Source organism: Paraburkholderia sp. SG-MS1 (assembly GCF_012275575.1).
GTDB lineage: Bacteria > Pseudomonadota > Gammaproteobacteria > Burkholderiales > Burkholderiaceae > Paraburkholderia.
In genome coordinates, this window is sequence record NZ_NPIH01000105.1 from 34,978 (window position 1) to 48,571 (window position 13,594).

A 13,594-nucleotide genomic window follows, 5' to 3' on the forward strand; every position below is an offset into this window, starting at 1 on the left:
AGGCTCGACAAGGCAGCCGCTTTGCCAGTAAGCTGCGGCACGAACCATACCGGATTAGCCAGAGGACACCGTTGCAAGCGCGGGATGCACACGCCAATGTATTTTTTGTAGGTCTCATGGGGGCAGGAAAAACCACCGTGGGCCGGGCCATTGCGCGCCGTCTCGATCGCCCGTTCTTCGATTCCGACCATGAAATCGAGGCGCGCACGGGTGCGCGCATCCCCGTGATCTTCGAGATGGAAGGCGAAGCGGGCTTCCGCGAGCGCGAGGCGAGCGTGATTTCCGAACTCGCCGGGCGCGACAATATCGTGCTGGCGACGGGCGGCGGCGCGGTGCTGCGGCCGGAAAATCGCGCGGCGCTCCAGAACAACGGCGTTGTGATCTATCTGCGGGCCAATCCTCACGACCTGTGGCTGCGCACGCGGCGCGACAAGAACCGCCCGCTTTTGCAGACCGAGGATCCCAAAGCGCGCCTCGAAGCGCTCTACGAAGTACGTGACCCGCTCTACCGCGAGTGCGCGCATTTTGTGATCGAAACTGGCCGGCCGTCGGTCAACGGACTCGTCAACATGGTTCTGATGCAGCTCGAGATGGCCGGCGTCGCCAAACATCCTGCGTCATAATGGACCGTATGATTACCGTCAACGTCGAACTGGGCGAGCGCGCCTACCCTATCCACATCGGTGCCGATCTGATCGGCCAGACTGCGCTGTTCGCGCCGCATATCGCCGGCAGCTCGGTCACCATCGTCACGAACACCACGGTCGACCCGCTCTACGGCGACACGCTGCGCGCTGCGCTCGCGCCGCTCGGCAAACTGGTGTCGACGGTGGTCTTGCCGGACGGCGAGGCGCACAAGAACCTCGGCACCCTGAATTTGATCTTCGACGCGCTGCTCGGCTCGCGCGCCGATCGCAAGACCACGCTCATTGCTCTGGGCGGCGGCGTGATCGGCGATATGACGGGTTTTGCCGCGGCCTGCTATATGCGCGGCGTGCCGTTCATTCAGGTGCCGACTACGTTGCTGTCGCAGGTGGATTCGTCGGTGGGCGGCAAGACCGGCATCAATCACCCGCTCGGCAAGAACATGATCGGCGCGTTCTACCAGCCCCAGGCGGTGATCGCCGACATCGGCGCGCTGCGCACACTGCCCGCGCGTGAACTGGCGGCGGGCGTCGCCGAAGTGATCAAGACCGGCGCGATCGCCGACGCCGATTTCTTCACCTGGATCGAAGCCAACATCGAGGCATTGAATCGCTGCGAGCCCGGGGCGTTGACCGAGGCGGTCAAGCGTTCGTGCGAGATCAAGGCGTCGGTGGTGGCCAAGGACGAGCGCGAAGGCGGACTGCGCGCGATCCTCAACTTCGGCCACACGTTCGGCCACGCGATCGAGGCCGGCCTCGGCTACGGCGAGTGGCTGCACGGCGAGGCCGTTGGCTGCGGGATGGCGATGGCGGCGGATCTGTCCGTGCGCATGGGCTATCTCGACGATGCCGCGCGCCGGCGCCTCGTCGACGTGATCATTGCCGCGCACTTGCCAACCAAAGCGCCTGCGCTCGGCGAAAGGCGCTATGTCGAACTGATGCAGGTCGACAAGAAGGCGGAAGCCGGCGCGATCAAATTCATTCTGCTGAAGCGTTTCGGTGAGACGCTGATCACCCAGGCGCCCGACGCCGAGGTGCACGCCACGCTGGCCGCCGCTGTCTAGACACGGCGAGGCAAGTTCCCAGCGACGCATCACGCGCCCGCGTCACGAGGCGCCGCCCATGTTTCGGAGAACCCGGTGACTGACAGGCGCAGCGACGATGTACAGCATGACCCGAAGGCAGGCGTGGCGGCGATCGCCGTGCCTACACAGGATGCACTCGAAGCGCACCTCGCGCCGTATGCGGCGCATTCCGCGCAATCGCGCGGCCGCCGTTATCCCGAAGCCGCGCCGAGCGCGCGCACCGAGTTCCAGCGCGACCGCGACCGCATCGTCCACTCGACGGCATTTCGCCGGCTCGAATACAAGACTCAGGTGTTCGTGAATCACGAGGGCGACCTGTTCCGCACACGCCTTACGCACAGCCTGGAGGTCGCGCAGATCGCGCGTTCTGTGGCGCGCAATCTGCGCGTCAACGAAGACCTCGTCGAAGCCATTTCCCTTGCTCACGATCTCGGCCATACGCCCTTTGGCCATGCCGGCCAGGACGCGTTGAACGAATGCATGCGCGAGCACGGCGGCTTCGAGCACAACCTGCAAAGCCTCGCGGTCGTCGACGATCTGGAGGAGCACTACGGCGCGTTCAACGGCCTGAACCTGTGCTTCGAAACGCGCGAGGGCATCCTCAAGCATTGCTCGCGAGAAAACGCGCGGCGGCTCGGTGCGTTGGGCGAGCGTTTTCTCGAAGGCCGCCAGCCATCCATCGAAGCGCAGATCGCGAATGTCGCCGATGAGATCGCGTACAACAATCACGACGTCGACGACGGTCTGCGCTCAGGCCTCATCACGGTCGAGCAGCTTGCCGAAGTCGAGCTATGGCAGACGCATTTCGAGGCGTCGCGTCGCGATTTTCCGCAGATCGAAGGGCGCAGGCTGATCCATGAGACTGTGCGGCGAATCATCAACACGCTGGTCGTGGATCTCATCGATACGGCGCGGGAGAACATCGCCCGGCATGCGCCGGCCTCGCTCGAAGCCGTGCGCGCCGCGCCCGCGCTCGTCGCGCACAGCGACGCGATTGCCGCTCAGGCTGCGGCGCTCAAGCGCTTCCTGTTCAAGAACCTGTATCGCCACTACCGCGTGATGCGCATGGCCAACAAGGCGCGCCGCGTGGTGATAGGCCTGTTCGACGCGTTCACGGAAGATCCGCGACTATTGCCGCCGGGCTATCAATCGACGGACGTGACGCAGCAGCCGCGGCTGATTGCCCACTACATCGCGGGCATGACGGATCGCTATGCGGTGAAAGAGTATCAGCGGCTGTTCGTGATCGACGACAACTAGCGCACGGCATACAAATGGACGTCGGCCCCCTTGTTCGGGAGCCGACGCATGCGCACACTCGCCATCGCAACTGACTGCCGTCAGTCAAAGCCGCCGGAATCATGGCGGCGCGACTCTTCACTCAGCGTAGCCAAGGAGTGCAACTCGGGCGCGCACGGAAGTGCACCTCAGCGCAACCGCGACGCGAACAACGCGCCCGCGATCAGCGCCACCCCGCCGACGATTGCGATCGTCTGCCACGGATTCTCATGCACGTAATCGTCCGCGTCGGACATCGCGACTTCGGCGCGTTCACGCACGACTTCGCGGGTATCGTTCAGGCGGCTGCGCGCGGCGTCCAGCTGTTTGCGCAGCTTGCCGCGCAATGCCACCGCGTCGGCGTGGGTGCCGTCCGCCAGCGTGGATTCGAGTTCGGTCAACAGCGTGCGCAACTCGCCCGCGATGTCTTCGGCCGCATGACGGCTGTGGCGGGCGATGCGCCGCGCGCGCCGGCTCGTGCTGGTCCAGGATTCGCCGAGGGCGTCTCTCGTATTCGGAAGTGCTGTCATGGTCGCTCCGTCGATGAGGGTGAAAAGAGTTCACGCGTTGTCACCAGGACGCGCTAACGCGTCAGAACGCGAGAAACACCGTGAGAACGCAACTTCGGTGCCAAACCCGTAAAGCCCCTCCGGGCGTGGCGCGGGTCAAGAATTCTCCGCAGATATTGCACGAGCCGAGCCGATTTCAGGTCAAATTTACAAATGCTCACGCGTGCGGGGCCGCACCTGGTTCGCCGTACCGCAAATCCCCTTGCTGCGAGCGCAAATAGAAACGCCGTCATCGAATGGATGGCGGCGTTGTCCAAGCCACGAAAATTCGACTACCCTAGCTCTACGCCCCCCATTTCTCGAAGCGTTAGAAACGGTAACCAATGTTGACGTAGGTAACGATCGGGTTCAGCTTGATCTTGGTCTGCGACTGCACGTTCAGTGTGCCGACCGGCGTATTCGCGGCGGTGTTCAGCTTGGCCGTGGTGCTGAGCGGCAAGTAGGAGATCGAGACGCCCGCGAACCAGTGCTGGTTGAACGCGTAGGTGAAACCGGCATTAAACACGGGCTCCCACGAACTATCCGTGGTGACGCTGGTCGGACCATGCAGAACGTTGGCTTCGAAGGCGCTGTTGGTGATCTTTTCGTCCGTGAACCAGATGCGGCTCACCCCGATGCCCAGATACGGACGGAATGCAGCGGTCGGAGCGTTGAAGTAGTACTTGAACAGCAGAGTCGGGCTCCACTGTTTCGCCTGGCCCAGCTTGCCGAATTGTTCGAGGCTGCCGGTGCCGTTCAGATCGAAGGAAGGCGGGTAGCCGATGACGAATTCGGTTGCGATGTGGTCGGTGATGAAGTAACCCGCAGTGAAGCCGATGGTGTCGGCTGAACTGAGTGATGCCCCGGTGTTCGGTTCTGTGATGTTGGTCGGGCTGCCGCCAATGCTTGTCACTCTCAATGGGTCGCTGCTCGATTGAGGCGCAAGATGGAACCAGCCCGTCGTGACGTAAAAACTGCCGGCCGATTGTGCGTGCGCTGCAGTAGTCATGCAGACTAGCGCCGCCATCCCCGTTACGGCCTGTTTTAATTTCATATGTGCTCCTCCAAAAAAGGCCCGCTCATTATGACGAGAACGTTTGAAACAAACCATACGCGGCAGTTAGAGCTTTCTCCCTAAGCGCCGCGCGGTTTCTGGTTGAGCCGCGCCGCGCCGAACCTTGAGCGCATGCGGTTTTTTCGGACCTTCGGGTATGTACCAACGCGACTATTGGATACTCCAGCATGGCACGGCTTGCACGTCTTTATGTCCCTGACCAGCCGCAGCACGTCATCCTTCGCGGGCTCGATCAGCAGCCCGCATTCGTCGACGACCAGGACTACGAGCTCTTCATCGACTGCCTGAAAGCGGCTTCTCGCGACCATCATCTTTCGATCCACGCGTACGCATTGATGCCGGGCGCCGTGCAGCTGCTCGTCACGCCCACGGAAGAGTCGAGCTTGCCCAAGGCGATGCAGGCGGTGGGTCGTCGCTATGTCGCGCATTTCAATCGACGCTACGCGCGCCGCGGCACGCTGTGGGAAGGCCGCTATCGGGCCACCGTGATCGAAGGCGAGCGTTACTTTCTGCTGGCGAGCCGTGTCGTCGAAATGTGTCCGGTGCGCGCGCAACTCGTCAACGCGCCAGAGGACTATCGCTGGTCGAGCTACCGTCATCACATCGGCCTTACGCTCGACAGCCTGATCACCGACCATCCGCTGTACTGGTCTTTGGGCAACACGCCGTTCGAGCGTCAGCGCGCGTACCGCGAATTGTGCGAGCAGCCGCTCGACGAACGCGAAGCCAGCCAGCTGCAGCAGGCTACGCTGAAAGGCTGGGTTCTGGGCAGCGATACCTACCGGGAATGGGCAGCGCGGGCCGCAAACCGGCGTGTCTCGCCGCTGCCGCGCGGGCGGCCGCGCAAGGTCCGCGAAACGCCGCACACGCAATAAAGCGTTTCGCGTCAACGATCTGCAGGAAAACGGCATCGCGCATGCCGTTTTCTTTTGCCCCATTTTGATATGGCACCAATATAAATTGATCGCGATGCACCAATTTGATAATTGGGGTTCAATCAGTACGTTTTATTTGCTATTCCATTGATTCGTCGCGTATATTCCGAATTCCGGCGCTTTTTGATACGCGTAACGCTCAGCATAAAAGGCGCCGTCGTGGTTGCGATGCCAACTGCGGCAATAGAAAAATGGTTTTAACGGCCTGTCCGGCCCCTCACAGACGGTGTCCCCATGAACGACCACCTGCAACCGACTCACCCGGTTCCCGCCGCGCAAGGTCTTTACGACCCGCAAAACGAGCACGACGCCTGTGGCGTCGGCTTCGTTGCTCACATTAAGGGCCACAAGAGCCACGAGATCATCGAGCAAGGCCTGAAGATTCTCGAGAACCTCGACCACCGGGGCGCCGTCGGCGCCGATCCGCTGATGGGCGACGGCGCGGGCATCCTGATCCAGCTTCCGGACGGTTTCTATCGTGAGGAAATGGCCAAACAAGGCGTGACGCTGCCGCCGTACGGCGAGTACGGCGTCGGCATGGTGTTCCTGCCGAAAGAACACGCATCGCGCCTCGCTTGCGAACAGGAGCTCGAGCGTACGGTGAAGGCCGAAGGCCAGGTCGTGCTGGGCTGGCGCGACGTGCCGGTCGACCACACCATGCCGATTTCGCCCACCGTGAAGGCGAGCGAGCCGCTGATCCGCCAGATCTTCATCGGCCGCGGCAAGGACATCATCGTGACGGACGCGCTCGAGCGGAAGCTGTACGTGATCCGCAAGACCGCGAGCCACCGCATCCAGGCGCTCAAGCTCAAGCACGGCAAGGAATACTTCGTCCCGTCGATGTCGGCGCGCACGGTCGTCTACAAGGGGCTGCTGCTGGCCGGCCAGGTTGGCGTGTACTACCGCGACCTGCAGGACGAGCGCACGGTCTCGGCGCTGGCGTTGGTGCACCAACGCTTTTCGACCAACACGTTCCCGGCGTGGGAGCTGGCTCACCCGTACCGCATGATCGCCCACAACGGCGAAATCAACACGGTGAAGGGCAACGTCAACTGGCTGAACGCCCGTACCGGCGCAATCGCGTCGCACGTGCTCGGCGACGATCTGCCGAAGCTGTGGCCGCTGATCTATCCGGGCCAATCGGACACCGCCTCGTTCGACAACTGTCTCGAACTGCTGGTGATGGCCGGCTACCCGCTCGTCCACGCGATGATGATGATGATCCCGGAAGCCTGGGAACAGCACACGCTGATGGACGACAACCGCCGTGCGTTCTACGAATACCATGCCGCGATGATGGAGCCGTGGGACGGCCCCGCTGCAATCGCCTTCACCGACGGCCGTCAGATCGGCGCGACGCTCGACCGTAACGGCCTGCGTCCGGCTCGCTACATCGTCACGGATGACGACCTCGTCATCATGGCGTCGGAAGCGGGCACGTTGCCGATTCCCGAGTCGAAGATCGTCAAGAAGTGGCGTCTGCAGCCGGGCAAGATGTTCCTGATCGACATGGAACACGGCCGCATCATCGACGACAAGGAACTGAAGGACAACCTGGCGAACGCCAAGCCGTACAAGAGCTGGATCGACGCGGTCCGGATCAAGCTCGATGAAATCGAGGCGAAGGCCGAAGACGTCGCGACGGAACGCCGCGAAGCCGCTGCTTTGCTGGATCGTCAGCAGGCTTTCGGCTACACGCAGGAAGACCTCAAGTTCCTGATGGCACCGATGGCGCAAGCCGGTGAAGAAGCGGTCGGCTCGATGGGCAACGACTCGCCGCTCGCGGTCATGTCCAACAAGAACAAGACGCTGTATCACTACTTCAAGCAGCTGTTCGCGCAGGTCACGAACCCGCCGATCGACCCCATCCGTGAAAACATGGTGATGTCGCTGGTGTCGTTCGTCGGTCCGAAGCCGAACCTGCTGGATACGAACAACATCAACCCGCCGATGCGCCTAGAAGTGTCGCAGCCCGTGCTCGACTTCAAGGACATCGCGAAGATCCGCGCGATCGATCAGTACACGGGCGGCAAGTTCAGTTCGTACGAACTGAACATCTGCTACCCGGTGGCTTGGGGCAAGGAAGGTATCGAAGCGCGTCTCGCGTCGCTGTGCGCGGAAGCCGTCGATGCGGTCAAGTCCGGCTACAACATGCTGATCGTGTCGGACCGCAAGACCGACCGCGACAACGTCGCGATTCCGGCGCTGCTCGCCACTGCGGCGATCCACACCCACCTCGTGCAGCAAGGTCTGCGCACGAGCACGGGCCTCGTCGTCGAAACCGGTTCGGCGCGTGAGACGCACCACTTCGCGCTGCTCGCGGGCTACGGCGCGGAAGCCGTGCACCCGTACCTCGCGATGGAAACGCTCGGTCAGCTTGCCAGCGGGCTGAAGGGCGACCTGTCGGCGGAGAAGGCGGTCTACAACTTCACCAAGGCAGTCGGCAAGGGCCTCATGAAGGTCATGTCGAAGATGGGCATTTCGACCTACATGTCGTACACCGGCGCGCAGATTTTCGAAGCGGTGGGCCTGGCTGAAGACCTGGTTCAGAAGTACTTCAAGGGCACGTCGTCGAAGGTCGGCGGCATCGGCCTGTTCGACGTCGCGGAAGAAGCGATCCGTCTGCACCGCGACGCGTTCGGCGACAACCCGATTCTCGCGAACATGCTCGACGCGGGCGGCGAGTATGCGTACCGCGTGCGCGGCGAAGAACACATGTGGACGCCGGATGCGATCGCCAAGCTGCAACACTCGGCGCGCAGCAACTCGTATCAGACATACAAGGAATACGCGCATCTGATCAACGATCAGACCAAGCGCCACATGACGTTCCGCGGCCTGTTCGAATTCAAGTTCGACCCAACCAAGGCGATCCCGCTCGACGAAGTGGAATCGGCGAAGGAGATCGTCAAGCGTTTCGCCACCGGCGCGATGTCGATGGGCTCGATCAGCACCGAAGCGCACGCCACGCTGGCGGTTGCGATGAACCGCATCGGCGGCAAGTCGAACACCGGCGAAGGCGGCGAGGACGCGAACCGTTATCGCAACGAACTGCGCGGCATTCCGATCAAGAACGGCGACACGATGAAGTCCGTGATCGGCGACGAAGTGATTGTCGACATTCCGTTGAAGGAAGGCGATTCGCTGCGCTCGCGCATCAAGCAGGTCGCGTCGGGCCGTTTCGGCGTGACGGCGGAGTACCTCGCGTCGGCCGATCAGATCCAGATCAAGATGGCGCAGGGCGCGAAGCCGGGCGAAGGCGGTCAACTGCCGGGCCACAAGGTGTCGGACTACATCGGCAAGCTGCGTTACTCGGTGCCGGGCGTCGGTCTGATTTCGCCGCCGCCGCACCACGACATCTACTCGATCGAAGATCTGGCGCAGCTGATTCACGACCTGAAGAACGCCAACACGGCGGCAAGCGTGTCGGTGAAGCTGGTGTCGGAATCGGGCGTCGGCACGGTTGCCGCGGGTGTCGCGAAGGCGAAGGCCGATCACGTCGTGATCGCCGGCCATGATGGCGGCACGGGTGCATCGCCGCTGTCGTCGGTGAAGCATGCCGGCACGCCGTGGGAGCTGGGTCTCGCCGAAACGCAGCAAACCCTGGTGCTGAACCAGTTGCGCGGCCGTATCCGCGTGCAGGCCGACGGTCAGATGAAGACCGGCCGCGACGTCGTGATCGGCGCGCTGCTCGGCGCGGACGAGTTCGGCTTCGCGACGGCGCCGCTCGTCGTCGAAGGCTGCATCATGATGCGCAAGTGCCACCTGAACACCTGCCCGGTCGGCGTCGCGACGCAAGATCCGGTGCTGCGTGCGAAGTTCCAGGGCCAGCCGGAACACGTCGTGAACTTCTTCTTCTTCGTTGCGGAAGAAGCGCGCGAGATCATGGCGCAACTGGGCATTCGCAAGTTCGACGACCTGATCGGCCGTGCCGAACTGCTCGACACGAAGAAGGGCATCGAGCACTGGAAGGCGAAGGGTCTCGACTTCTCGCGCGTGTTCTATCAGCCGCAAGTGCCCGCCGACGTGGCGCGCAAGCACGTCGACGTGCAGGACCATGGACTGGACAAGGCACTCGACCACACGCTGATCGAAAAGGCGAAGGCGGCGATCGAGAAGGGCGAGCACGTCTCGTTCATCCAGCCGGTGCGCAACGTGAACCGTACGGTCGGCGCGATGCTGTCCGGCACGATCGCGAAGAAGTACGGCCACGACGGTCTCGCCGACGACACGGTGCATATCCAGTTGAAGGGCACCGCAGGTCAGAGCTTCGGCGCGTTCCTCGCGAAGGGCGTCACGCTGGATCTGGTCGGTGACGGCAACGACTACGTGGGCAAGGGCCTGTCGGGCGGCCGCATCATCATCCGTCCGACCAACGATTTCCGCGGCAAGTCGGAAGAGAACATCATCTGCGGCAACACGGTGATGTACGGCGCGATTGAAGGTGAAGCGTTCTTCCGTGGCGTTGCAGGCGAGCGTTTCTGCGTGCGTAACTCGGGCGCGACGGCAGTTGTCGAAGGCACGGGTGACCACGGTTGCGAATACATGACGGGCGGCACGGTCGTCGTGCTCGGCGAAACGGGCCGTAACTTCGCGGCCGGCATGTCGGGCGGCGTTGCGTATGTGTTCGATCCGGACAGCACGTTCGCGAGCAAGTGCAACAAGTCGATGGTCGCGCTCGATCCGGTCTTGCAACAGGCTGAACAGGAACGTACGGTCGACAAGGGCCTGTGGCACGCCGAGAGCACCGACGAGGCACTGCTGAAGGGGCTCATCGAGCGTCACTTCCAGTTCACCGGTTCGCCGCGTGCAAAAGCGCTGCTCGAAAACTGGGACGCATCGCGCCGTCAATTCGTGAAGGTGTTCCCGACCGAATACAAGCGCGCGCTGGGCGAACTCGCAGCGAAGAAGGCGAACAAGGAAGTGCTCGCCGCCTGATCGCCGCGCTGTTCGTCAGCAGGACGTCACCATTAGCCGTACCCGCCGCCGCTCGGCAACCCGACGCGCGGCGGGTCCAGATCACCCCTAGATACAGATAGAGAAGAGAACCACATGGGCAAGGCAACCGGTTTTCTCGAGTTCGAACGCCGCCACGAGGCGTACGAAGCTCCGCTCACGCGTGTGAAGCACTACAAGGAATTCGTCGCGGCTCTCAGCGACGACGAAGCGAAGATTCAAGGCGCACGTTGCATGGACTGCGGCATTCCGTTTTGCAACAACGGCTGCCCGGTGAACAACATCATCCCCGACTTCAACGACCTGGTGTTCCATCAGGACTGGAAGAACGCGATCGAAGTGCTGCACTCCACGAACAATTTCCCGGAGTTCACGGGCCGCATCTGTCCGGCACCGTGCGAAGCGGCGTGTACGCTCGGTATCAACGACGACCCCGTCGGCATCAAGTCGATCGAGCACGCGATCATCGACAAGGCTTGGGCCGAAGGCTGGGTGGCGCCGCAGCCGCCGAAGCACAAGACCGGCAAGAAGGTCGCGGTGGTCGGCTCTGGCCCCGCGGGTCTCGCTGTCGCGCAGCAACTCGCGCGCGCGGGGCACGATGTCACCGTGTTCGAGAAGAACGACCGCATCGGTGGCTTGCTGCGCTATGGTATCCCCGACTTCAAGCTGGAGAAGTGGCTGATCGATCGCCGCATGCGTCAGATGGAAGCCGAAGGCGTGACGTTCCGCGCCAACGTATTCGTCGGCCGCGCGGACTCGCTGCCGGCCTACATCGGCAACACGTCGAAGGAAACCATCACGCCGGCCGAGCTGAAGGAACAGTTCGACGCAGTGGTGATCGCAGGCGGTTCGGAAACGCCGCGCGATCTGCCTGTGCCGGGCCGCGAGCTCGAAGGCGTTCACTACGCGATGGACTTCCTGCCGCAGCAGAACAAGGTCAACGCGGGCGACAAGGTCGCGAACCAGTTGCTCGCGAAGGGCAAGCACGTGGTCGTGATCGGCGGCGGCGACACGGGTTCGGACTGCGTGGGCACGTCGAATCGTCACGGCGCAAAGAGCGTCACGCAATTCGAATTGCTGCCGCAACCGCCCGAAGAAGAGAACAAGCCGCTCGTGTGGCCGTACTGGCCGATCAAGCTGCGCACGTCGTCGTCGCATGACGAAGGCTGCGAGCGCGATTGGGCGGTTGCGACCAAGCGCCTCGAAGGCAAGAACGGCAAGGTCGAGAAGCTGATCGCCGCGCGCGTCGAATGGAAGGACGGCAAGATGCAGGAAGTGCCGAACTCGGAATTCGAAATGAAAGCCGATCTGGTGCTGCTCGCGATGGGCTTCACGCAACCGGTATCGCCGGTGCTCGAAGCGTTCGGCGTCGACAAGGATGCGCGCGGCAACGTGCGCGCGTCGACCGAAGGCGACAAGGCGTATTACACGTCGGTGGACAAGGTGTTCACCGCCGGCGATATGCGTCGCGGCCAATCGCTGGTGGTGTGGGCGATTCGCGAAGGCCGTCAGTGCGCGCGTTCGGTCGATGCGTTCCTGATGGGTCATTCGGAACTGCCGCGCTAAAACGTCTCCGGCCGGTTTCCGTTGTGGTCCGCGCCCGGCTTGGCGTGACACGGAAACCGGCCACTGCTTGCAGGAAGGGGTGGAGACGACAATGTGCTGAACAACGGCACATAAGCGGTACATCAAAGCGGTGAAAAACAAAGCCGGGCCACCTGAGAGGGTGGACCCGGCTTTTTAGTGTCCCGCGGTTCGCGCGCCTGGCGCGAATGCGCCCTTACTTCCGATACCGCGCTAACGTCAGCCCTTCGAGATCGATCTCCGGTTTGCGCTGCGCGATCAGATCCGCGACCACGCGTCCCGAGCCCATCGACATCGCCCAGCCGGTCGAACCGTGCCCGAGGTTCAGCCACAGATTGTCGACGCCGGATGGTCCGAGCAGCGGCGCGCCATCGGGCGTCATCGGCCGGCGGCCGACCCAGAAATGCGCTGACGTGGGATTGGCCGCGTGCGGGAACCAGTCGGCGAGTACTTTCATCAACGTCTGCAGCGCCTGTTCGCGCAGGGTGGAGTGGCCATTGCCTAGCTCCGCCGTCCCCGCCACGCGCAGGTTGTTGCCGAAGCGCGTGATCGCCGTTTTCAGCGACTCGTCCATCAACGCGGCGCGGGGGGCCTTTTCTTCGTCGGTGACAGGCAGCGTCGCCGAATAGCCTTTCACGGGATAGAGCGGCACTTTCACGCCGAGCGGTGCGAGCAGCGCCGCGCTATCGACGCCCAACGCCACCACCACCGCGTCGGCCTGCCACGCTTCGCTACCGCGCTCACTGTCGACGCGCACGCCGCGCACCGCTCCGCCTTGCACATCGAGCGACGTCACACGCGTGTCGAAGCGAAAGCGCACGCCGTTGCGCTCGCAGATCGCGCGCAGCTCGCGGGTGAAGCGCGCGCAGTCGCCGGCTTCGTCGTCGGGCAGATAGAGACCGGCGAGCGGCATCTGACGGGCCCAGCGCAATCCCGGCTCGATCTCCACACATTGCGCCGCGTTGATTTCCCGATGCGCAATGCCCGCGTCGCGCAGCACCGCGAGCGCTGGTTGAGCGAGTTCGAGGTCGTACTCGCTGCGAAACAGTTGCAGATAACCCTGGCTGCGGCCGTAATCGAACGGATGGCGGCCACGAAACTCATGCAGACAGTCGCGGCTGTAGTAGGCGATGCGCTGCATCCGCTGTTTGTTGACGCGAAAGCGTTCGAGGTCGCATTCGCGCAGCCAGCGCGCGATCCAGCGCCATTGCGCGGGATTGAACGTGGGCCGGAAGATCAACGGGGAGGCGGGCTTGAACAGGTATTTGAGGATTTTGGCCGGCATGCCCGGCGCGGCCCACGGCGTCACATAGCCCGGGGCGATCACGCCGGCGTTGCCGAAACTGGTGGAGAGCGCGACGTCGGGTTCGCGCTCGATCACCGTGACGTCGCCGCCCTGCTGGCACAGGTAAAAAGCGCTGGCGACGCCGATGACGCCGCCGCCGAGAACAATCGTTTTCATGTGTGTGTACTGCAAATTCGGGCGAAT

At 63.0% G+C, this 13,594-nt stretch carries 9 protein-coding genes; 6 read left to right on the forward strand and 3 right to left on the reverse strand.

What is annotated here, in order from left to right; genetic code table 11:
- Nucleotides 1–71 precede the first annotated feature (71 nt).
- The 3 genes from CIC12_RS07375 (at nucleotide 72) to CIC12_RS07385 (ending at nucleotide 2,989) form a co-directional block, all read left to right on the forward strand.
- Nucleotides 72–623, forward strand: a complete 552-nt coding sequence (locus tag CIC12_RS07375) for a shikimate kinase (RefSeq protein ID WP_168663494.1) — start codon at nucleotides 72–74, stop codon at nucleotides 621–623.
- Complete coding sequence (gene aroB / locus CIC12_RS07380; protein ID WP_168663495.1) at nucleotides 623–1,708, forward strand: 3-dehydroquinate synthase; 1,086 nt, start codon at nucleotides 623–625, stop codon at nucleotides 1,706–1,708. Before CIC12_RS07375 ends, aroB begins: the two co-directional genes overlap by 1 nt.
- A gap of 75 nt (nucleotides 1,709–1,783) precedes the next feature.
- A complete protein-coding gene (locus CIC12_RS07385) occupies nucleotides 1,784–2,989 on the forward strand; it encodes a deoxyguanosinetriphosphate triphosphohydrolase (RefSeq protein ID WP_168663496.1) in 1,206 nt (401 codons plus the stop codon).
- 167 nt (nucleotides 2,990–3,156) lie between these two features.
- On the opposite strand, the gene CIC12_RS07390 is transcribed toward CIC12_RS07385, so the two are convergent.
- Both CIC12_RS07390 and CIC12_RS07395 read right to left on the reverse strand, forming a co-directional pair.
- Nucleotides 3,157–3,537, reverse strand: coding sequence for a DUF883 family protein (locus CIC12_RS07390; protein WP_168663497.1), 381 nt, complete (start codon nucleotides 3,535–3,537; stop codon nucleotides 3,157–3,159).
- A 346-nt stretch (nucleotides 3,538–3,883) separates the two neighbouring features.
- Complete coding sequence (locus CIC12_RS07395) at nucleotides 3,884–4,609, reverse strand: OmpW/AlkL family protein (RefSeq protein WP_168663498.1); 726 nt, start codon at nucleotides 4,607–4,609, stop codon at nucleotides 3,884–3,886.
- Nucleotides 4,610–4,797: 188 nt separating this feature from the next.
- Between CIC12_RS07395 and CIC12_RS07400 the strand changes: the two genes are divergently transcribed.
- The 3 genes from CIC12_RS07400 to CIC12_RS07410 all read left to right on the forward strand — a co-directional run bounded on the left by CIC12_RS07400 (nucleotide 4,798) and on the right by CIC12_RS07410 (nucleotide 12,087).
- Nucleotides 4,798–5,505, forward strand: coding sequence for a transposase (locus tag CIC12_RS07400; RefSeq protein WP_168663499.1), 708 nt, complete (start codon nucleotides 4,798–4,800; stop codon nucleotides 5,503–5,505).
- Nucleotides 5,506–5,799: 294 nt separating this feature from the next.
- Nucleotides 5,800–10,503 carry a glutamate synthase-related protein gene (locus tag CIC12_RS07405; protein WP_168663500.1) on the forward strand — a complete coding sequence of 1,568 codons (4,704 nt, stop codon included), beginning with the start codon at nucleotides 5,800–5,802 and terminating at the stop codon, nucleotides 10,501–10,503.
- Nucleotides 10,504–10,617: 114 nt separating this feature from the next.
- Nucleotides 10,618–12,087, forward strand: coding sequence for a glutamate synthase subunit beta (locus CIC12_RS07410; RefSeq protein ID WP_168663501.1), 1,470 nt, complete (start codon nucleotides 10,618–10,620; stop codon nucleotides 12,085–12,087).
- Nucleotides 12,088–12,301: 214 nt separating this feature from the next.
- Here CIC12_RS07410 and CIC12_RS07415 read toward each other — a convergent pair whose 3' ends face one another.
- Complete coding sequence (locus tag CIC12_RS07415) at nucleotides 12,302–13,567, reverse strand: D-amino acid dehydrogenase (protein WP_168663502.1); 1,266 nt, start codon at nucleotides 13,565–13,567, stop codon at nucleotides 12,302–12,304.
- Nucleotides 13,568–13,594: the final 27 nt, after the last annotated feature.